This is a genomic window from Kitasatospora sp. NBC_01266 (assembly GCF_036242395.1).
In the GTDB taxonomy this organism is placed as follows: Bacteria; Actinomycetota; Actinomycetes; order Streptomycetales; family Streptomycetaceae; genus Kitasatospora.
The window spans coordinates 4,120,366-4,140,797 of sequence record NZ_CP108458.1; the positions used below are offsets into that span (position 1 = coordinate 4,120,366).

Annotated in this window: 21 protein-coding genes; 7 read left to right on the forward strand and 14 right to left on the reverse strand. The window is 72.0% G+C overall.

Annotation, left to right across the window (positions count from 1 at the left end):
- Positions 1-64: 64 nt before the first annotated feature.
- A complete protein-coding gene (locus OG403_RS17850; RefSeq protein WP_329565545.1) occupies positions 65-664 on the forward strand; it encodes a TetR/AcrR family transcriptional regulator in 600 nt (199 codons plus the stop codon).
- Between the two features lie 64 nt (positions 665-728).
- On the opposite strand, the gene OG403_RS17855 is transcribed toward OG403_RS17850, so the two are convergent.
- A complete protein-coding gene (locus OG403_RS17855) occupies positions 729-1,295 on the reverse strand; it encodes a TIGR03086 family metal-binding protein (protein ID WP_329565547.1) in 567 nt (188 codons plus the stop codon).
- A gap of 95 nt (positions 1,296-1,390) precedes the next feature.
- On the opposite strand from OG403_RS17855, the gene OG403_RS17860 reads away from it, so the two are divergent.
- A complete protein-coding gene (locus tag OG403_RS17860) occupies positions 1,391-2,347 on the forward strand; it encodes a helix-turn-helix transcriptional regulator (RefSeq protein ID WP_329565549.1) in 957 nt (318 codons plus the stop codon).
- A gap of 113 nt (positions 2,348-2,460) precedes the next feature.
- Here the strand turns inward: OG403_RS17860 and OG403_RS17865 are convergent, their stop codons facing one another.
- From OG403_RS17865 to OG403_RS17875, 3 genes are all read right to left on the reverse strand, one after another.
- Positions 2,461-3,648 (reverse strand): RCC1 domain-containing protein, encoded by a 1,188-nt coding sequence (locus tag OG403_RS17865; protein WP_329565551.1) that lies wholly within the window; start codon positions 3,646-3,648, stop codon positions 2,461-2,463.
- Positions 3,649-3,922: 274 nt separating this feature from the next.
- Positions 3,923-5,380, reverse strand: a complete 1,458-nt coding sequence (locus OG403_RS17870) for an MFS transporter (RefSeq protein ID WP_329565553.1) — start codon at positions 5,378-5,380, stop codon at positions 3,923-3,925.
- A 61-nt stretch (positions 5,381-5,441) separates the two neighbouring features.
- Complete coding sequence (locus OG403_RS17875) at positions 5,442-6,386, reverse strand: NADP-dependent oxidoreductase (RefSeq protein WP_329565555.1); 945 nt, start codon at positions 6,384-6,386, stop codon at positions 5,442-5,444.
- Positions 6,387-6,488: 102 nt separating this feature from the next.
- Here OG403_RS17875 and OG403_RS17880 point away from each other — a divergent pair, with 102 nt between their 5' ends.
- The 3 genes from OG403_RS17880 to OG403_RS17890 all read left to right on the forward strand — a co-directional run bounded on the left by OG403_RS17880 (position 6,489) and on the right by OG403_RS17890 (position 9,893).
- A complete protein-coding gene (locus tag OG403_RS17880; protein ID WP_329565557.1) occupies positions 6,489-7,550 on the forward strand; it encodes a GlxA family transcriptional regulator in 1,062 nt (353 codons plus the stop codon).
- A 132-nt stretch (positions 7,551-7,682) separates the two neighbouring features.
- On the forward strand, positions 7,683-8,810 hold the full coding sequence (locus OG403_RS17885; RefSeq protein ID WP_329565559.1) for an NADH:flavin oxidoreductase: 1,128 nt from the start codon (positions 7,683-7,685) through the stop codon (positions 8,808-8,810).
- Positions 8,811-9,182: 372 nt separating this feature from the next.
- Positions 9,183-9,893, forward strand: a complete 711-nt coding sequence (locus OG403_RS17890; protein WP_329565561.1) for a hypothetical protein — start codon at positions 9,183-9,185, stop codon at positions 9,891-9,893.
- A 46-nt stretch (positions 9,894-9,939) separates the two neighbouring features.
- On the opposite strand, the gene OG403_RS17895 is transcribed toward OG403_RS17890, so the two are convergent.
- The 3 genes from OG403_RS17895 to OG403_RS17905 form a co-directional block, all read right to left on the reverse strand.
- Complete coding sequence (locus tag OG403_RS17895; protein ID WP_329565563.1) at positions 9,940-10,830, reverse strand: LysR family transcriptional regulator; 891 nt, start codon at positions 10,828-10,830, stop codon at positions 9,940-9,942.
- Positions 10,831-10,893: 63 nt separating this feature from the next.
- Complete coding sequence (locus OG403_RS17900) at positions 10,894-11,658, reverse strand: SDR family oxidoreductase (RefSeq protein ID WP_329565564.1); 765 nt, start codon at positions 11,656-11,658, stop codon at positions 10,894-10,896.
- Between the two features lie 70 nt (positions 11,659-11,728).
- Complete coding sequence (locus tag OG403_RS17905) at positions 11,729-12,448, reverse strand: TetR/AcrR family transcriptional regulator (RefSeq protein ID WP_329565567.1); 720 nt, start codon at positions 12,446-12,448, stop codon at positions 11,729-11,731.
- A 109-nt stretch (positions 12,449-12,557) separates the two neighbouring features.
- Between OG403_RS17905 and OG403_RS17910 the strand changes: the two genes are divergently transcribed.
- The gene (locus OG403_RS17910; protein WP_329565570.1) at positions 12,558-13,637 is read left to right on the forward strand and encodes an alpha/beta fold hydrolase; all 1,080 of its coding nucleotides are present in this window, start codon (positions 12,558-12,560) and stop codon (positions 13,635-13,637) included.
- 39 nt (positions 13,638-13,676) lie between these two features.
- On the opposite strand, the gene OG403_RS17915 is transcribed toward OG403_RS17910, so the two are convergent.
- From OG403_RS17915 to OG403_RS17925, 3 genes are all read right to left on the reverse strand, one after another.
- Positions 13,677-14,600: an RNA polymerase sigma-70 factor gene (locus OG403_RS17915; protein WP_329565572.1), complete on the reverse strand. Its 924-nt coding sequence runs from the start codon at positions 14,598-14,600 to the stop codon at positions 13,677-13,679.
- Positions 14,597-15,058, reverse strand: a complete 462-nt coding sequence (locus OG403_RS17920; protein ID WP_329565574.1) for a carboxymuconolactone decarboxylase family protein — start codon at positions 15,056-15,058, stop codon at positions 14,597-14,599. The genes OG403_RS17915 and OG403_RS17920 overlap by 4 nt, the downstream gene beginning before the upstream one ends.
- Positions 15,059-15,324: 266 nt before the next feature.
- A complete protein-coding gene (locus OG403_RS17925; RefSeq protein WP_329565576.1) occupies positions 15,325-16,035 on the reverse strand; it encodes a CTP synthase C-terminal region-related (seleno)protein in 711 nt (236 codons plus the stop codon).
- 77 nt (positions 16,036-16,112) lie between these two features.
- On the opposite strand from OG403_RS17925, the gene OG403_RS17930 reads away from it, so the two are divergent.
- Entirely contained in the window at positions 16,113-17,012 is a 900-nt protein-coding gene (locus OG403_RS17930; protein WP_329565578.1) for a LysR family transcriptional regulator, read from the forward strand.
- Between the two features lie 91 nt (positions 17,013-17,103).
- Here the strand turns inward: OG403_RS17930 and OG403_RS17935 are convergent, their stop codons facing one another.
- The 4 genes from OG403_RS17935 to OG403_RS17950 are packed head-to-tail and all read right to left on the reverse strand — an operon-like array spanning position 17,104 to position 20,423.
- Entirely contained in the window at positions 17,104-18,072 is a 969-nt protein-coding gene (locus tag OG403_RS17935) for a ribose-phosphate diphosphokinase (protein WP_329565580.1), read from the reverse strand.
- Entirely contained in the window at positions 18,069-19,139 is a 1,071-nt protein-coding gene (locus OG403_RS17940; RefSeq protein ID WP_329565582.1) for an alkene reductase, read from the reverse strand. Before OG403_RS17940 ends, OG403_RS17935 begins: the two co-directional genes overlap by 4 nt.
- 25 nt (positions 19,140-19,164) lie before the next feature.
- The gene (locus OG403_RS17945) at positions 19,165-20,097 is read right to left on the reverse strand and encodes a pseudouridine-5'-phosphate glycosidase (protein ID WP_329565584.1); all 933 of its coding nucleotides are present in this window, start codon (positions 20,095-20,097) and stop codon (positions 19,165-19,167) included.
- Entirely contained in the window at positions 20,094-20,423 is a 330-nt protein-coding gene (locus OG403_RS17950; protein WP_329565586.1) for a hypothetical protein, read from the reverse strand. The genes OG403_RS17945 and OG403_RS17950 overlap by 4 nt, the downstream gene beginning before the upstream one ends.
- Positions 20,424-20,432: the final 9 nt, after the last annotated feature.

The following is a 20,432-nucleotide window of genomic DNA, read 5'->3' on the forward strand; positions in this document are numbered from 1 at the left end:
GTCTCCCAGTGATTTCAGAACACCGTTTCAAAACGATGTTATCAAAGCGGGTAGACTGGTCTCCATGGGTAGGCCCAGAACGAACGACGACGCCGTCAAAGAACGTCTCGTGGTGTGTGCAACCGAGATGTTCGCCACCCGTCCGCGGGAGGCGGTCACCGTCCGCGCCCTGGCCGCTGCCGCCGGGACGTCGACGGCGGCGGTGTACACGCTGTTCGACGGCAAGGACGCACTGGTGGAGGAGGTGCGCAACAGGGCGGTCGCGGGGCTGTTCCACGACCTGTCAGTGGTCCCGGACTCCGACGACGCTCTCGCCGACCTCTACGCACTGGGCGCCGCGTATCGGCGATGGGGAAGCGAGAACCGCCACCTCTACATGGTGCTGTTCGGCGCCGCCCAGTCCTTCGACCCGTCAGGTCCGGTCGGCACCCGCGACCCCGTCCGGCCGCTCCTCGCGGCGATCGACCGCGCCGTGGCGAGTTCCGTCCTCGACGGTGAGGCCACGCTGATCGCCGTCTCGCTCTGGGTGGCCCTGCACGGGCTCGTGACTCTCGAACTGGCAGGAGCCATCGACGCCGCCACGGCCGAGACGGCGTTCACCTCCACGATTCACGCCGTGCTGCGCGGCTGGGCGACTCCTGCGGCGTTCCGCAGCCTGGGATGAAGCGACCACGACCCACCCCGGGAGTGGTCACCGCTGCGGGTACTCGATCCCGCAGCGGTGATCCTCAGGCCGCCCGGCCCAGCCAGCCGGCCAGGCGGGCGTACGCGTCCGCGTCGGCCGGAACCTCCTGCAGCGGGCCGAAGGGCAGCCCCTCGCGGCTCCGTTCGGCCGGGAGCACCTTCTCGGCGATACCCAGCGAGACGAGTGCCAGTTCCTCGTCCAGGGCGGTGTGCGGGGTGACCACCTGGGCGATGTCCCAGGTGTGGGTGGCGGCCTCCATCACATAGCCGCCCAGCGCCATCCGGCCGGGCACCGCGCCCCACGGGACCTCCACGATCCGGTCGAGCGTGGCGTCGTCCGCCCAGGCGGCGATCGCGCGGGTCCGGGCCCGGCCCAGGGCGCCCGACCAGTCGGTGTCGTCGATCCGGTCCACCGCGGGGGACACGTCCAGGGCGCGGCCGCCCTCGCCCACGTACGCGATCCGGTGGATCCCGCCGATGACATGGCCGAGCAGCGCCCGCAGGTCGTACTCGGTGCACGGAGTGGGGCGGTCGAGCTCGGCGGGGGTGATCCCGGCGAGGACCGTCTCCAGCTGGTCGAGGGTGCGGATGTAGAGGGGACGCGGGTCCATCGGAGCAACTCCTTTTGTGCGCAGTGGCGTTCTTCCTTGCGAGGGACACTCTTCCGGCAATACCTGACACCTCGCGTCAGGTTTAATGGGATCTCGTGAAGGCCGACCGACTGCTGTCGATCCTGCTGCTGCTCCAAACGCGCGGCCAGGTGCCCGCCACCGAGCTGGCCGAACGCCTGGAGGTCTCCGTCCGCACCGTCTACCGGGACGTGGAGGCGCTGTCGGTGGCCGGCGTCCCCGTCTGGGCCGAGCGCGGCCGACACGGCGGGATCAACCTGCTGCCCGGCTACCGCACGGACGTCACCGGGCTGACCAGTGACGAGGCCCGCGCGCTGTTCGTCCTCTCCCCCCAGTGCGCGCACCAGGCACTCGGCCTCGGGGACGCCATCAACTCGGCGCTGCGCAAGGTGATGGCCGCCCTCCCCGCCCCGCACCGCCCGGCGGCCGAGCGCACCAGCCAGCGGATCCTGATCGACCCCGCCCGCTGGATGCGGGCCGAACCGAACGGCACCGCCGACCTCGGCGAGCTGCAACGGGCCGTCTTCACCGACCGGAGAATCGTCCTGACGTACCGTCACAGCGGTGCCGGCGAGCCGAGCGAGTACACCGTCGACCCGTACGGGCTGGTGAGCAAGGCCGGCGTCTGGTACCTGGTGGCCGACCTGGACAGCGAGCCCCGGCTGTTCCGGGCGGACCGGGTGCTGGCCGCCACCGTCTCCGACGACCCGGTGTGCCACCGGCCCGGCCTCGGCCTCGCGGACGTGTGGACGGTGCTCCGCGACCAGGTCGAGCGGGTGCCTGAAAGCGTACGGGTCCTCGTCCGCGCCCGCCGCAGCCGCCTCGACATGCTGCTGCGCATCCACGGCTCCCGGGTGGCCGTTCCGCCCGCCCCCGGTGACGGCGAGTGGGCCGAACTCACTTTCGCCTTCCCGGCCGTCCGGGCCGCCCGCGCCCTGCTCTCCTTCGGCACGGACATCGAGATCCTCGCCCCGCCCGAGGCGCGCGTCGAACTTGCCCGCGCCGCAGCGGAGATCACGCAGCTGTACGGCTAGCCGGGCCCGCCAAGGCAGTTGAAGGCCCCGACCGGTTGGTGGTTTCCGGTCGGGGCCTTCGTCATACCCCGGTTCTGGTCTCAGTTGGGGTTCCGGGCCCTGGGGAGCGGGGATCAGGCGGCGAGGCTGAAGTGCCCGTAGCTCGGTGCGGCGATGAAGGTCAGGTAGCTGTTGGCGCCCGCCGCGGCGACCGGGGTGGAGCGGTTGGTGGTGCTGCCATCGCCGAGCTGGCCGTAGCCGTTGTAGCCCCAGGCCCGCACCGTGCCGTCGCTCAGCAGGGCCAGTGCGTGCACCTGGCCGGCGGCGATGGACTTCACGTTGGCGAGGTTCTGGACGGCGACCGGGGTGAGTCGGTCGGTGGTGCTGGCGTCTCCCAGCTGGCCGTAGCCGTTGTAGCCCCAGGCCCGCTCCGTGCCGTCGCCCAGCAGGGCGTAGGTGGAGTTGCCGCCGGCCGCCAGGGAGCGGGCGTTGGCGAGGTTCTGGACGGCGACCGGGGTGTAGCGGTTGGTGGTGCTGCCGTCACCGAGCTGACCGTTGCCGTTGTAGCCCCAGGCCGACACCATGCCGTCGTTCAGCAGTGCCACGCTGTGGTTCTGGCCGCCCGCGAGCGCCTGGGCGTTGTTCAGTCCGGCCACGGTGACCGGGTTGGAGCGGCTGGTCGTGGTGCCGTCACCGAGCTGGCCGTAGCCGTTGTAGCCCCAGGCCCGCACCGTGCCGTCGTTCAGCAGCGCCAGGCTGTGGTTGCAGCCGGCGGCGATCGCCCGCACACCGTTCAGTCCGGCCACGGTGACCGGGTTGGTGCGGCTGGTCGTGGTGCCGTCGCCGAGCTGGCCGTTGCCGTTGTAGCCCCAGGCCCGGACCGTGCCGTCGTTGAGCAGCGCCAGGCTGTGGTAGCAGCCGGCGGCGATCGCCCGCACACCGTTCAGTCCGGCCACGGTGCCGGGTGTCGAGTGGTTGGCGGTGCTGCCGTCGCCGAGCTGGCCGTTGCCGTTGTTGCCCCACGCGTTCACTGTGCCGTTCCGCAGCAGCGCCAGGCCGAAGCCGTCGGTGTTGCTTCCGCCCGCCACCAGCGAGGTGAGCTCGGTGCCGGTCAGCCCGGGGATCGCGCTCGGTGTCGGCCGGCTGCTGGTGTCCACCGCGCCCAGCTGGTAGGTGGAGTTGGCCCCCCAGCCCTTCGCCCGGCTGTCCTGAGCGGTGGCACTCGTCGGCAGCGCCAGCACTGCGAGCGAGGTCGCGCCCAGCAGTAGGGCGGTCAGGATCCGACGCGGGGCATTCGCGCGCTCGGTGCGCAACGGTCTCATGGCATCAGTCACTTTCGTCAGGGCCCACGCAAGGTTGGGCGGCTTGACAGTCCTGGACGGCAACCCTGCGCGGCTGGCGCCGGGCCCGCCGGGGAGGAGGTTCCCAAGCGGATCGTCCGCATACAAGCCAGCCGCGCTGCCGACCGTCCCGGACATGCGCGAGTTCACCTGTCCGGCGGGTGCGTCCGTGGATCAAGGCTCGGACCTGCCCGGAAGTCGCGACGGCTGGGCCCGCTTCCTTCATGGCCCCGGCCATGACCGGTGCCCCTCGCACTCAGGCCCGGGCAACCGGCTGCTTCGGCAGCAGGAAGACGACGATGCCCGCGATGACAGCGAGGACGAACGTCCCGAAGGACGCGACGGCGAAGGCGTGGCCGGCGGCGGCAACCCTGCCGACTGCCGCGGGATGGAACGAACCGAAGAAGACCGCTCCGACAACGGCAACGCCCAGCGCCCCGCCACACTGCTGAGCCGTGGACAGGACCCCTGACGCGACACCGGCCGACGCCGGCTCGACGCGGCTCAGCACCGTGTTGAGCGCCGGCGTGATGACCAGTCCGCCGCCGACGCTCTGCAGGACGAGGGTGGGGACCACGAGCAGCGGAGTGATCCGCGGGCCGGACACCAGCAACAGGCCGGTCGCCAGGTAACCGCTCGCCAGGATGACCGCCCCGATCTCGAGGACACGTCGTCCATGTTTCGGGATGGTCCGGCTCGCCACCATGCTGAACACGAAGAACGCGGCGGCGGCCGGCGCGTAGACCAGGCCCGCGCCGAGCGGCGACAGGTCGAGGCCCTGCTGCATCGTTACCGACAAGGCCAGGTAGTACGAGTAGATCAGCGCGTACAGGGCGAGGACGAGAACGATCCCGAGCGAGAACGAGCGCTGCTCGAACAGCGTCAGCGGCACCAGCGGGTCCCCGCCCCGCCGTTCCAGGCCCCGCTCGATCGCGACGAACGAGCCGAACGCGGCCGCGCTGCCCGCGAAGCAGGCCCAGACCCACCCTGGCCAGCCTGCCTGCTGCCCCTGGATCAGCGGGAGCACCAGGAGGAAGAGGGCCGCACTGAGCACCAGGACGCCGGGAACATCCGGCTTGCGGGTGGCGGCTGAGCCTGTCTCCGGCAGGTATCGCACTGCGAGGAGGAACAGGACGATTCCGATCGGCACGTTCACCCAGAACACCAGCCGCCAGCCGGCGGCCGAGGGGAGGTCGGCGCCGATCAGCAGTCCGCCGATGAGCTGTCCGCTGATGGTGGCCGTACCCATGACGGTGCCGAGCACGCCGTACACGCTGTGCCGCCCCGCCGCCGGCACCAGCACCGTGACGTACGCGAACACCTGGGGAACCATCAGGGCTGCTCCCAGGCCCTGGAGGACCCGCGCGGCGATGAGGCTTTCCGCGTTCGGTGAGAGCGCGCAAGCAACTGATGACAGCGTGAACAGGGCCACCCCGAGAAGGAGGATCCGCTTGCGGCCGTACCGGTCAGCCAGCCGAGTAGCGGTGATGATGAAGACCGCGTAACCCAGCTGATAACCCGCCAGCACCCACTGGACATCGCCGGCGGAGGCATGCAGGTCCGCCTCGATCGAGGGATCGGCGACCACGACGATGAACGAGTCGAGGACCGCCATGAACAGGGCGATCAGGACAACCGAGATCGTCAGCCACGGAGTGGCGACAGCTTTCGCCGCCACTACCGGTCGGCCGGCTGACTGCTGACCACTTGCCACGACTGGAGACCTCTTCATCCATCCTCCGACTGCCCTTTGGATAACGCATGATGACGTTTCGTCAGTCGACGGTGAGCACCAACTTCCCAGTGCTCCTGCCGGTTTCACCGAGCCCGTGGGCCTTGGCGGCGTCCGCCAGCGGGAAGACGGCGTCGATGTGCACCTTCAGCCTGCCGGTCTCGACCAACTCCGTGATGGCCAACAGCGCCCGCCGGTCGGGCTCGACCAGCATGAAGCCCGAGCGGATGGAGCGCGCGGCCGCGGCCGAGGCGATCGCCTCGGTCTCCCGGGCCGGGAGGGTGATCAATGTGCCACCGCTGCGCAGCACCGAGAGCGAGCGCTCCTGGTAGTCCCCGGCGATCGGGTCGATCACCACGTCCACGTCGGAGACCACCGAGGCGAAGTCGACCGCCGTGTAGTCGATCACCTCGTCCGCACCCAGCCCCCGCACGAACTCGTGCTTGCCCGCGCTGGCCGTGCCGATGACGTACCCGCCGTACGCCTTGGCGATCTGCACCGCCAGGTGCCCCACGCCACCTGCCGCGGCGTGCACCAGGACCCGCTGCCCCTCCCGCAGGGCCGCCGTGTCCACCAGGGCTTGCCAGGCCGTGAGCGCGGCGAGCGGCAGGGCCGCCGCCCGCACGTGGTCGAGTCCGGCCGGCTTGGGGGCGAAGTGGCGTGCCGGAGCGGCCACGTACTGCGCGTAGGCGCCGACCATGCGCGGAAAGCCCGGCATGCCGTACACCTCGTCACCCGGCCGGAAGAGCGTCACGCCGAGTCCGACGGCCTCCACCACCCCCGAGACGTCCCACCCCACGATGCCTTCGCCGGGGACAAGCAGGACACCGGCCGCCCGGGTCTTCCAGTCCACCGGATTGACGCCGGCCGCGTGCACCCGGACCAGGATCTCCGTCGGACCGGGTACCGGCCGCTCCCGTTCCACGACTCTCAGGACCTCCGGCCCGCCCGGCTCTTCGAAGGCCACGGCCGTCATCTTCTCCGCCATCCGGATTCACTCCCCCGTCTCGTTCGCGGTCGATCAGCAGCCTGCCGCCGCCCGGCTGCCGAAACGAGTGGCCGGATTGCCAACTAGTGAGAGGATCCGGCCATGCAGCAGGCCGTGCACCGCGTCGTCGTCCTCGCTCTCCCCGGCGTCTTCCCCTTCGAACTCGGCATCCCCGCCAAGGCCTTCGGCCTGGCCCGCGGCCCGGACGGCGACCGGCCCTACGAGGTGCTCACCTGCACCCCGGACGGTCGGCCGGTGCGCACCAGCGAGGACTTCTCGATCGCCGTCGAGCACGACGCGAGCGTGATCGCCACCGCCGACACCCTGATCGTGGCGGCCATCGACGACCCGCTCAGGGTCAGCGACCCGCTCCCCGAGCCGGTCGCCGCCGCTCTGGGCCGGCTCCGGCCCGGCACCCGCCTGGTGTCGATCTGCACGGCCTCCTTCGTCCTCGCCGCCGCCGGGCTGCTCGACGGCCGGCCCGCCACCACGCACTGGATCCACGCCGAGCGCTTCCGCGAGCTGTACCCGCGGACCCCGCTCGATCCCGATGTGCTCTACGTGGACGACGGCGACGTACTCACCTCGGCCGGCGCCGCTGCCGGGATGGACCTCTGCCTGCACCTGATCCGCCGCGACCACGGCAGCGAGATCGCCAATCAGGTCGCCCGCATATGCGTGGTTCCGCCATGGCGCGACGGCGGACAGGCCCAGTACATCGCCCGACCCGTCCCCGACGCGACCGGCAGCGACACCGCCGGGGCCCGCGAGTGGGCCCTCCGGCAGCTCCACCAGCCCATCAAGCTCGCCCAGTTCGCCACCCAGGCGGGCATGAGCGTGCGCACCTTCAGCCGCCGGTTCCTCGCCGAGACCGGCCAGACCCCCGGCCACTGGCTCACCACCCAGCGCCTCGAACTCGCCCGCAGGCTGCTGGAGTCCAGCGACCTTCCGGTGGACCGGGTCGCCGAACACGCCGGATTCGGCAGCCCCTCCTCGCTGCGCCAGCACCTGGCCGCCGCAGTCGGCGTCTCACCCGCCGCGTACCGCCGCACCTTCCAGGGCCGTTCGGGACCGGAGTGCTCAGCCGCAGGTCAGGACGTTTCCGGCGCGGCGAGCACGGCATCTCCGCGGCTGCCGAGGGTCATGACCCGAACGAGCAGTTGACCGTCCTCGAGTCACGTGTCCGGGATCACAGGACTGCTCGCCGGATGGGCGAAATGCCGCGACCGTGCGAGCGGTTCGCATCTAGGCGTATTCAATGCGCGCGCACATACCGCCTGGTAACGAGGAACGCCCATGACCAGCACTGCGTCCTACGCCTCCCGCGCGGCCGAGATCCTGTCCCGGCCCGTCGCGCTGAACGGCCTGACCGTCCCGAACCGCATCGTGATGGCTCCGATGACGCGCAGGTTCTCCCCGGGCGGCGTACCGGGTGAGGACGTTCGCTCGTACTACGCCCGTCGCGCCGCCGCGGGTGTGGGCCTGATCGTCACCGAGGGGACCTACGTCGGCCACGAGTCGGCCGGGCAGAGCGACCGGGTGCCGCGGTTCCACGGTGAAGAGCAGCTGGCGGGGTGGGCGAAGGTCGCCGAGGCCGTTCACGCGGCGGGCGGCACGATCGTGCCGCAGCTGTGGCACATCGGCATGGTGCGCAAGCAGGGCGATCTGCCCTACACCGACGCTCCCGCTGTCGGCCCGTCCGGCATCCGCGTCGACGGCACCGAGGGCACCGGCAGGGCGATGACCCGGCGCGACCTGGACGACGTCATCGGTGCCTTCGCCCAGGCCGCCGCGGCGGCCGAGCGGATCGGCTTCGACGGCGTCGAACTGCACGGCGCGCACGGCTACCTCCTCGACCAGTTCCTGTGGGCGGGGACGAACCGCCGTACCGACGCCTACGGCGGTGACCCCGTGGCCCGGACGAAGTTCGCCGCCGAGATCGTGGCCGCGGTCCGCGAGAGCGTCTCGCCCGGCTTCCCGGTGATCTTCCGCTACTCGCAGTGGAAGCAGGAGGCCTACGACGCCAGGCTCGCCGAGACCCCGGCAGAGCTGGAGGCGATCCTGACCCCGCTCGCCGCAGCCGGCGTCGACGCCTTCCACGCCTCCACCCGCCGCTACTGGCTCCCGGAGTTCGAGGGCTCGGACCTGAACCTGGCGGGCTGGACCAAGGCGCTCACCGGCAGGCCCACCATCACCGTCGGCTCGGTCGGCCTCGACGGCGACTTCGTCCGCGGCTTCAGCGGCGAGGGCGCGCCGGTCCAGGGCATCGACAACCTCCTCGACCGCCTGGAGCGCGACGAGTTCGACCTGGTCGCCGTCGGCCGCGCGCTGCTCCAGGACCCGCAGTGGGCGGCGAAGGTCCTGCGCGGCCGGTCCGAGGAGCTGAAGCCCTTCGATGCGGCGGCGCTGAAGACGCTCTCCTGACTGAGCCGGCTGAGCCGGGAGACAGGCCGATGTGCGACCGCTCCACCTCGCGCCCCAGGGATCGCGGCCTTTCGTGGACACGGGGCGTGTATCGGCCTTTGGCCGCTGGTGAACAACCAGGTCAGCAGCATGATCACGAACATGGGCAACAGCTACCACCCGACAGCACGGCGCAGAGCGTCACCACTGACATCGACATCACGAACGCGGGCAAAGCCGCGGTCGCCCAGGCGGCCCAGTACGCGGTGCAGAACGCGCTCCAGGGCACCAACCTCGACCCGAACGGGAACACCTCCCTCAACGTCGGGCAGCAGGCGGTGACCGGCTACGGGACCGGAGCCCAACTGGACAGCGCCTTCCATCAGGGGGCAAGTGAGCGTGTTGACCCCGAAGGAAGACGTTCCTGCCGCGCGCCGTCGCCGGCGGCTGCGGGGTACTGCCGCGGCAACGGCCGTCCTGGTCGCCGCCGTCGTGTCGCTGGTCGTCTGGCAGCCGTGGCAGTCCGTCACCAAGCTGAGCCTGCCCGCGCACGCCTGCTGGGGGGTACTGACCGCCGACGACCTCCGCCCCCTGGTGGGGAAGAACGGCACGATGACCGCCGAGACCAACACCAGCACGCTCCCCACGCCTGAGGCCACCAACGGCGGCTACCACTGCTCCCTGTACTGGAAGGACGGCCCGACGAAGCTCTACCTGGGCGCCGGTCCGATGATCGCGCTCTCCACCGCGAGCGACCTGCGGCAGACCCAGGCGGTGGACGCGAGCACCGGAAAGCTGCGGTCGCTGTCCTTCGGCGCCGGGAACATCGCCTGGGAGGCGGACACCAACGTCCAGTGGCTCAACCTGGCCATTCCATGCACCTTCCGGGACCCCGTCTCCGGGCAGTCGTCCAACGGCTACGCCCGTGTCTGGATGGACATGGCCCCCAACCCCGGCGGCCCTCCCACACCCACCAGCGAGGTGCGCCAGGCGGACGCCGGGATCGTCCTCAAACTGGCCAAGGCGTTCACCCAGCAGTACCCCTGCGGCGGCGACACCCTTCCGCCGGACGCCCCGAGCATCCCGCCATACCCCGGCTCGTGACAGGAGGCGAACCCGCGCACTGAGCCGTCCCGTCCCGGCCCCCGCCTCAGGCCGACGCGGCCGCGGCCTCGACGAAGGCGAGGACGGCGGGGTCGGGGTTCTCGGCGGGCCAGGCGAGCACCACGCGGCTGGGCGGGTAGTCGGCCAGCGGGACGAAGGCCACGCCCTCCGTCCGGTGGTGGCGGGTGGCGCCGACCGGCAGGATGCCGACCGCGCCCTGCCAGACCACGGCGTGCAGGCATTCGGCCACCGCCCGGACCACCGGTCCCCCGCCGTCCGGTGCCGGAGGCGTCCCCGTCCCCGCCTCCGGCTGCGCCTCGCCGAGCCAGTACCGCCGCCAGGCGGCGTCCGCCTCTTCCGGCAGCCGCATCCACCGTCGGTCGGCGAGCTCGGCCACCGCCACCCGCTCCCGCCGCGCCAGCGGGTCACCGGACGGCAGCACCGCGACCACCGGCTCGCTCGCCAGCACCCGGACGGCCAGTCCCGCGGTGTCGAACGGCAGCCGGGTCAGCGCGACGTCCACCGCGCCGGCCCGCAACCCCGCGGTCGGATCGCTGATCCCGGTCTCCCGCAGCCGCACCAGCGCCCGGGGGTGGCTGTGCCGGAACGCCTCGGCGGCGCGCGGGCCAAGACCGCGGCCGGCCCCGGCCACGGTGCCCACCACGATGGTGCGCCGTCCGGCGGTCTGCCGGACGCGTTCGCTCGCCCGCTCCGCCGCCTCCAGCAACTCCCGGGCCTCGGCCAGCAGCACCCTTCCCGCCTCGGTCAACCGCACGCCCTGGGCGGAGCGGTCGAACAGCCGGGTGCCCAGCGAGTCCTCCAACTCGCGGATCCGCCGGCTCAGCGGCGGCTGCGACATGTGTAGCCGGGCCGCCGCCCGGCCGAAGTGCAACTCCTCGGCCACGGCCACGAAATACCGCAGACGGCGTAGGTCCATGCCGGGCACAATAGCCCGCCGCGCCGACCGGCCGTCACGGCGCGGGCGCGGCCTCCCCGGCTGCTACCAGGGCACCGGACCGTCCTCGCCGAAGAAGCCGGCGGTCGGGCCGTCCGGGCCCAGGGTCGCCAACTCGACGATGACCGCCGCTCCCTGGGCCGCCGTGCGGGCCATCGGGAAGCCCGCGCGCTGCAACTCCTTGGTCAGGTCGGTGTCGCACGGGCCGGGCGACGCGGCGTTGACCAGGAAGCCGTCCCCGCGCAGCTCCTTGGCGTACTGGACGGTCAGCGCGTTGAGCGCGGACTTGGAGGCCGGATAGGCGGCGGTGGCGGGCACCTTGGCCAGGTAGCTGTCGGGGGAGCTCTGGGCGGCCAACGAGCCCATGCCGCTTGACACGTTGACGATGCGTGGGGCGGCCGACCGGCGCAGCAGCGGGAGCAGCGCGTTGGTGACGGTCAGCACGCCGAAGACGTTGGCCTCGAAGACCCCGCGGACCAGGTCGAGGTCGGCGGTGCTGGGCCGGTGCCCCGGACTCTCGGCCGCGCCGGCGTTGTTGACCAGCACGTCCAGCCGCCCGAACCGCTCACCGATCCACCCGGCCGCCTGCCGCACGGTCGCCGGATCGGTGACGTCCAGCGTCACCGGGTGGGCGTCGGCCCCGGCAGCCCGTATCTCGTCGGCGGCGGCCCGTCCGCGCTCGGGGTCGCGAGCACCCACCACCACGGTCAGGCCGCGCTCGGCCAGTTGACGGGCCACCTGGAACCCGATGCCCTTGTTCGCCCCGGTCACCAGTGCCACCGCACCGGTCGGGGTCGCAGTCTCGATCATGCGGCCAGCCCATCACGCACTCCATGCTGCGGACCAGGACCATCTCGGCATCGCACCGTCCGTTCTGGTATCAGTGCTGCTCGATGAGGGCCTGGACGCCGTCGAGGATGCGGGCCAGGCCGAACTCCAGCGGGTCGACGGCGTCGGGGGCGAAGGCGCCCGCGGCGATGGCGCGGGTCAGGGCGGGGAACCGGTCGGCGTGGCGGTCGAGCAGCTCGCCGGTGAGGCGGTTCCACTCGCGGTCGTGCTCCTCGTCGAAGTCGAGCAGCTCCTGGGCCAGCGTGCGCACCAGGCCGGCGACGAGGACGAAGACCCGGTGCTGCTGGGCCGCGGTCAGGCCGGTCGGCGCCAGGGCCGCGAACGCCGCGTCCAGCCAGGCGAGTTGGTTGGGTCCCATGAGCTGGCGGCGCATCGCGGTGGCCGCCAGCAGCCAGGGGTGGGCCTGGTGCACCCGGGCGGACTGACCGGCCCACTCGGTGATCTGCGGCCGCCAGCCGGCTCCCGCCACCGACAGGTCGGGGGCCGGGGCGAGGATCGACTCGACCATCAGCTCGACCAGTTCGGCCTTGCCGGGCACGTAGCGGTACAGGGCCATCGCCGAGACACCGAACTCGGCGGCGACCTTGCCCATCGAGACGGCGTCCAGGCCCTCGGCGTCGGCGATGGCCACGGCGGCCGCGGCGATGCGCTGCGGGGTGAGGCTCGGCTTGGGACCGCGGGTCGGCTGGTCCTGCTCTCCCCAGAGCAGCGCGACTCCCGCCCGCAGGTCACGTGTCTTCTCCTTGGCCATGCGGCCCTCCGTCCCGGTGGCGACCAGGCGGTGCCGATTGACACCACCCAGAACTGTATATACCTTAAACGCAACTGCTGACGAGATAAACAGTTTAGGGGGAACACTTATGCTCGACATCATCGCCACCGCATCCGCCGCCGTCCTCGCCACGCCCGTCGCCGGCCTGCTGGGCTACCGGCAGCTCAAGCGCACCGTGAACGCCAGGCGCCTGCGCATCACCACCCCGAACGGCATCGACGAGTCCGGGTTCGTGCGCATCGGCGGCATCGACCAGTGGATCTCGATCCGCGGCGAGGACCGGGGCAACCCGGTGCTGCTGGAGATCCTGGGTGGCCCCGGCGCGTCCAATCTCGTCTTCCTCCCCCGCACCCGGCCCTGGGAGCGGCACTTCACGATCGTGCGGTGGGACATGCGCGGGGCCGGTCACACCTTCGCCGCCACCGGCCCCGCCGGGCAGGGCGAGCTGAGCCTGGAGCAACTGCACCGCGACGCCCTGGAGGTCACCCGGCACGTCCGCGCCCGGCTCGGCGTCGCGAAGGTGCTACTGGTCGCCAACTCCTTCGGCACCGTGCTCGGCCTGCGCCTGGCCCGCAACCACCCCGAGCTGTACTCCGGCTACGTCGGCACCGACCAGAACGTCATCGCCGGCGGGCGCGAGCACTCGGCCCACGACGCGCTGGTGGCCCGGCTCCGCGCCGCCGGCCGGAAGCGGGAACTGGCCGCCGTCACCGCGATGGGCGCCGGCCAGGCGGTGCCGAGCGCCGAGCAGCTGTCGGAGTACATCAAGATCATCCTCACCACCGACCCGCTCTCCTACGACACCATGAAGACCGTGGTGATCCGCTCGCTGTGGTTCTCGCCGCTGCACACCCTGCGCGGCCTGCGCGCCTACCTGAAGGCCATGACCTTCTCCCAGCCGCTCGCGCTCGAAGCCATGGCCATCGACGAGTGGGCCGACGGCACCGCGTTCCAGCTGCCGTTCTTCGTCTTCCAGGGCGCCCGCGACGTCCTGACCCCGCCCGAGCCGGCCAAGCGCTTCTTCGACGACGTGACCGCCCCGGTCAAGGACTTCGCGCTGATCCAGGACGCCAGTCACTTCGCGTCCTTCCGCCACCCCGACCGGTTTCTCGACCTGATGCTCACCAAGGTCCGCCCGGCGATCACCGGCGAGCCGCTCGCCCGCTGAACCCGCGGCGGCGCCGGCCGGCCCGCACCGTGCGAACGGCTACGGGGCCGGCAGCGGGGGCACGTCGTCCAGCCGGGCGAGCAGCTGGGCGAGCTTGTCGGGGTTGATGACCGCGTAGAGCTCCGCGGCGCGACCCTCGGCGTCGAAGTCGAAGACGTAGAGGACGTGCCGCTGCGGCCGCTCGAAGAGGACGGCCGGCGCGTGGTTGATCCACAGCAGCCGGGTCTCGGCCGTCCGGTAGAACCGGTCGAACACCGAGGCGAAGAGCCGCGCGGCCTTGTCGGCGCCGAGCACCGGCCGCAGCGCCGCGTTCGCCTTGCCGCCGCCGTCGGTGGTGTAGACGACGTCCTCGCGCAGCATCGCCTTGAGCCGGTCCAGTTCACCGCTGCGCGCGGCCGACAGGAAGCTCTGCACCAGCGCCCGTCCCCGCGCCGGGTCCGTCGCCGCGGGCGGACGGGGGCTCGCGGCCACGTGCAGCCGGGCGCGGTGGTGCAGTTGGCGGCAGGAGGCGACGCTGCGTTCGCAGATCGCGGCGATCTCCGCGTACGGCAGCGAGAACGCCTCGCGGAGCACGAAGACGGCACGCTCGGCCGGGGAGAGCCGGTCCATCAGGAGCAGCATCGCCATCGACGCCGAATCACGCAGGGCCGCGGTCTCGGCGGGGTCGTCGGGGCGGGTGGGGAGCGGCTCGGGCAGCCAGGGGCCGACGTAGGTCTCGCGCCGCACGGCGGCCGAGCGGAGCCGGTCCAGGGCCAGCCGGGTGACGGTGGTGGTCAGGAAGGCCGCCGGATTGTCGACATTCTGGCGATCCGCCCCCGTCCAGCGCAGAAAGGCGTCCTGGACGGTGTCCTCGGCGTCGTGGACCGAGCCCAGCAGGCGGTAGGCCAGGGCGAGGAGCATCGGCCGGTGCTCGAGGAACGGCTCCCCGGGCACCAGCCGGCCGACCGCGGTGGCTGTGCTCAACCGCGCTGCGGCACCACGGCCTGCGTGCTGATCGCGATCCGGTTCCACGCGTTGATGGTAGCGATGGCCGTGATCAGCTGGACCAGTTCCCGCTCGTCGAACTGCTCGGCGGCCTGCGCCCACACCTCGTCCGGCACGCCGTGCTCGCCGATCCTGGTGACGGCGTCCGTGAGCGCGAACGCGGCCCGCTCACGCGGGGTGAAGAGGTGGCGGGCCTCCTCCCAGGCCGCCACGACGACCAGGCGCTGCGGCGTTTCACCCAGCGCCAGCGCGTCGTGGGTGTGCATGTCGAGGCAGTAGGCGCAGCCGTTGAGGTAGCTGGCCCGCATCTTGATCAGTTCGAACAGGCGGGGGTCGAGTCGCTCCGCGCAGAACCGCTCCAGCGCGCTCATGGCCTGGTAGGCGGCGGGCTCGATCTTGGCCCAGGCGAGGCGCGCGGACGGTGCGGTGGTGGACATGGCGGGGTTCCCTTCGTTGCTCCGGACACCGACTCGACGGGACAGCGCCGCCGGATGTGACGGGCACGAAGGTGACGCCGGTCACCCGCGGGCCGGAGCCGCGACCGGACGGGGCGGGGCCGGGCCGGGCGCGACGGGGCGGGCGGCGCTGAACGCGGCTTCGGGGAGAGTGGCGAGCGGGCTGGCCGACCGGGCATCGGGCACCGTGTACGCGCGCAGCAGAGCGCGCAGCAGAGCGCCCGCCCGGCCCGCCGGCGTGCGCCGGCTCACCGGGTGCGCGCATGGTCGACGGCGGCTGCGGCGAGTCCGGCGATCAGCGGGTGGGCCCGGCTGCCGTCGCCGTCCAGTTCGGGCTGGAAGAGGGTGGCCAGGAAGAAGGGGTGGCTGGGCAGTTCGACGATGCGCACGTCACCGGCTTCGTCGCTGCCGGTGAAGCTCAGGCCGTGCTCGCGCAGCAGGTCGAGGAGGTGCGGGTTGGGGCCGTAGCGGCAGTGGTAGCGCGCCGGCGTGCGGTCGGCGCCGAGCAGTCGGGCGGCCCGGGAACCCGGGGTGATCCTGACGATGCCCTCGTGGCCGACCAACGAGCAGGCCAGCGGGATGACCACCGCGTCCTCCTCGGCGGTCTCCGGGACGTTCTCGAGGTGGCCGGCGCGCTCCAGACCGCAGACGGTACGGGCGAACTCCAGCAGCGCGTGCTGGAAACCGCCGCAGGTGCCCAGGAACGGGATGCCCTGCTCGCGTGCCGCCCGGATCGCCGCCAGCACGCCGGCCTCGCTGCGGTAGGGGCTGCCGGGCAGCACCCAGACGGCGTCGAAGCCCTCGATGTCCTGGTCGGCGTCCTCGGTGGCGATCCAGTAGGCGTCCAGGTCCAGCCCGTCGCGCAGGCGCAGCGCGTCGAGCAGGCCGGGGATGCGGGCGTGGGATCGGACGGCGTCGGAGCGGTCACCGACCAGGGCGATACGTGCGGCGTGGTTCATGGCCACGATCCTGCAGGCCCCTGCCGCATCAGGTCCAACGATGATCTGTGGACCGCGCATCAGTGATACTGATCCGCATGGATCCGCATCTGCTGCGCACCTTCGTCGCGGTCCTCGACCACCGCTCGTTCTCCGCCGCCGCCTCGGCGCTCGGCTACACGCAGTCCGCGGTCTCCCAGCACATCGCCGCCCTGGAGGCCGACCTGGGCACCCGGCTGGTCGAGCGCCGGCCCGTGGCCGCCACGCCGGCCGGAGCGCGGCTGATGGAGCACGCGCCCGCCCTGCTGCTGCGCCTGGACGCCGCCCGCGCCGACATCGCCCGCCTGCGGCACAGCCACCCCACCCGCCTGGCCCTCGCCTGCTCGCCCGCCGCGCTGGGCCCCGCCGTCGCCCGGGCGCTGGCCCAACTGCACACCACCGACCATCCGTTGGACCTCGAGGTGCGGACTCTGGGCCGGGCGGCGGTGATCGCGGACGTGCTCACCGGGCGGGCCGACCTCGGCCTCGTCGACGGCACCGCCGCCCCCAGCGACCCGCTCGCGCTGCCCGACCTCGGCCCCACCACCGTGCTCGCCGCGGCCGAGGAGCCGCTGGCCGTGCTCTTCCCGCCCGACCACCCCTTGGCGCGGCGTCGCTCGGTGCGCCTGACCGACCTGGCCCAGGCCCAGTGGATCGACGCCCCCGACACCGCCATCCCCCTGGAGCGGCTGCGCACCGTGTGCCGCACCGACGGCTTCCGCCCCCGGATCCGCCACCGCGGAACCGACCTGCACGGCCTCGCCGCGCTCGCCGCCGCCGGCCACGGCCTGGCCGCCCTTCCCCTCCCGCTGGCCGCCACGCTCGGCTGCGCGGCGGTCGCGGTGACAGCGCCGCGCCTGGTGCACCGCACCGAACTCCTCCACCTGGCCAACCCCGCCGCACCGGCCCGCCGGCTGGCCGACCTGCTGACCCGGCGTCAGACCGCCCCGGACACCTGAACCGGTGCCCGGGGCGGTCCGCCGCTCAGCGCCACGAGGCGCTACGAGGCGCTACGAGGCGCTACGAGGCGCTACGAGGCGCTACGAGGCGCTACGACTCGAAGAGGCTGGTCACCGAGCCGTTCTCGAAGATCTCCCGGATGGCGCGGGCGATCACCGGGGCGATGGACAGCACCTCCACCTTGTCCAGGTCGACCGCGGCGGTCGGCAGGGTGTCGGTGAAGACGAACCGGCTCACCCTGGAGTTCTTCAGGCGGTCCACGGCCGGCCCGGACAGGATGCCGTGGGTGGCCGCCACGATCACGTCGGCGGCACCGTTCTGGTAGAGCACCTCGGCCGCGGCGCAGATGGTGCCCGCCGTGTCGACCATGTCGTCCACCAGGACGCACACCCGCCCCGCCACCTCGCCGACCACTTCGTGCGCGGTGACCTGGTGCGCGACGTCCTTGTCCCGCTTCTTGTGGACGATCGCCAGCGGTGCGCCGAGCCGGTCGCACCAGCGGTCCGCGACCCGCACCCGCCCGGCGTCCGGGGAGACCACCGTCAGCCGGGCGTGGTCGGTCTGCGCGGCGATGTGGTCCGCGAGGATCGGCAGTGCGACCAGGTGGTCCACCGGCCCGTCGAAGAAGCCCACGATCTGGTCGGTGTGCAGGTCGACGGTGATGATCCGGTCCGCACCGGCGGCGGTCAGCAGGTCGGCGACCAGCCGGGCCGATATCGGCTCGCGGCCCTTGTGCTTCTTGTCCTGCCGCGAGTAGCCGTAGAACGGCGCGACCACCGTGACGCTGTTCGCGGAGGCCCGCTTCAGCGCGTCGACCATGATCAGCTGTTCCATGATCCACGTGTTGATCGGGGCGGTGTGCGACTGGATCACGAAGCAGTCCGCGCCGCGCACCGACTGCTCGAAGCGCACGTAGATCTCGCCGTTGGCGAAGTCCCGCGCCTGCGTCGGCACCAGCCCGGTCCCCAGCTCCTTGGCGATCCGCTCGGCGAGTTCGGGGTGCGCGCGACCGGAGAACAGCAGCAGGTCGCGCTCGCTCCCCCGGATGACCTCTCTCACCGCTCGAGGGTGGGGTAGTCGGTGTACCCGTGCTGGTCGCCGCCGTAGAAGGTCGAGTCGTCGACGGCGTTGTACGGGCCGCCGGCCTCGATCCGGGCGGGCAGGTCCGGGTTGGCCAGGAACAGGGCGCCCAGCGACACGGCGTCGGCCAGGCCCTCGTCCAGCACCGCCTGCGCGGTCTTCGCGGTCGCCGGGAAGGAGTCGCCGGTGGCGTGCGGGTTGAGGATCAGAGCGCCCTGCCACAGGCCGCGGATCGCCTCGGTGGCCGGGCGGTTGACGATCTCGCAGACCTCCAGGAAGGCCAGCTCCGGCAGGGCCGGGATCAGCTCGGCGTACAGCGCCTCGCTGTCGCTCTCCACGATGTCGTTGTAGGGGTTGGCCGGCGAGACCCGGACACTGGCGCGCTCGTTGCCGACGGCGGCGACGATGGCCTCGATGACCTCGATGGTGAAGCGGATCCGGTTGGCGATCGAGCCGCCGTAGCCGTCGGTGCGCAGGTTGGTGTTGGTGGCGAGGAACTGGTGCGGCAGGAAGCCGTTGCCCGCGTGCAGCTGCACCCCGTCGAATCCGGCGTCGATGGCGTTGCGGGCGGAGGTCGCGAAGTCCTCGACAGTGGCGTCGATCTCGTTCAGGCTCAGCTCGCGCGGCACCGGGTAGTCCTGCATGCCGTCCGGGGTGAAGCCCTGACCGCCGGCCGCGACCGGGGACGGGGCGACGGACTGGTGCGCGCTCTCGTACAGCGAGGGGTGGCCGATCCGGCCGGAGTGCATCAGCTGGGCCACGATCCTGCCGCCCTTGGCGTGCACCGCGTCGGTGACGACCCGCCAGCTGGCCACCTGCTCGGGCTCGTGCAGGCCGGGCGAGTTGATGTAGCCCTGGCCGATCTGGGAGGGCTGGATGCCCTCGGTGATGATCAGGCCGGCGGCGGCGCGCTGGCTGTAGTACTCGGCCATCAGCTCGGTGGCCAGGCCGCGCGAGGTGGCCCGGTTGCGCGACATCGGCGCCATGACGAGCCGGTTCTTCAGCGTGATCTTGCCGAAGGTGACGGAATCAAAGAGCGAAGTCATATGAGTTACCTCTTCGAACGGTGGGTCAGGAGTGGTCGGACAGGTAGCGGGCGTAGGCGGCGGCCATCCGGCCGCCGACCTCGGCGGTGGAGATGAGGACCGCCATGTTGGCCTGCGCGGTGCGGCCACCGGTGGCCCGGTCGACCGCGTGCATCAGGTACTTCGTCAGGCCCTGACCGGTGACGCCCTCCCGATCGGCCTGGGCGAGCGCGTCGTTGATGGCCGCCTCGGCCACCGCCGCGTCGACCGCGTCCTCGTCGCGGGGCGGGGCGGTGATCACCACCGAGCCCGGGTGCCCGGCGGCCCAGTGGGTGCCGACCACCTTGGCGATCAGGTCCTCGTCATCGATCCGGTACGGCGAACGGATGCCGCTGGACGCGCAGTAGAAGGCCGGGAAGTCGTCCGAACCGTAGGAGATCACCGGCACGCACTGGGTCTCCAGGTACTCCATCGTCAGCTTCAGATCGAGGATCATCTTCGCGCCGGCGCAGACCACCGCGACCTTCGAACGGGTGAGCTGGATCAGGTCCGAGGAGATGTCCATGGTGGTCTCCGCGCCCCGGTGCACCCCGCCGAGCCCGGCGGAGGAGAAGAACGGGATGCCGGCCAGTTCGGCGGCGACCAGCGAGGAGGCCACGGTGGTCGCGCCGCGCCCGCCCCGGGCGAGCACCACGGGCAGGTCGCGGCTGGAGACCTTGGGGATCCCGCCCTCGGAGGCGAACCGCTCGATGTCCGGCCCGGTCATCCCGACCCGGATCGCGCCGTCCTCGATGCAGATCGTCGCCGGCACGGAGCCGCCCTTCCGGACGGCGGCCTCCACCTGGTGCGCCGTCTCGGCGTTGTGCGGGTACTTGAGGCCGTGCGTGATGACGTTGGACTCCAACGCGACCACCGGGCGGCGCTCGTGCAGGGCCTCGCGGACCTCTTCGCTGTAGACGATCGGAATGGCGGCGCTCATCGGATTCCCTCGGTCTGGGCGGCTGGGACGGGAACGGGCTGGGCGGTGGGCACAGGCACGGGCTGGACGGTGGGAGCGGGCTGGGCGGTGGGAACGGGCTGGGAGTAGTTCGGCTGCTTCCACAGCAGTTCGGCCCGCTGTTCGATCTCGGGGATGTGCACCCGCTCCATCCACTGCGCCGGCTCGATGGACTCGACGGCGATCGACACCGACCCCGGCTCGCAGCAGAACACCCGGGTGACCGCCTGGCTCAGCGAGCTGACCAGGTCGGCCTTCTCCTCGTCGGTGAACGTGCGCGGCCAGTGCCTGATGATCATGTGAGGCACGGCTCGGTT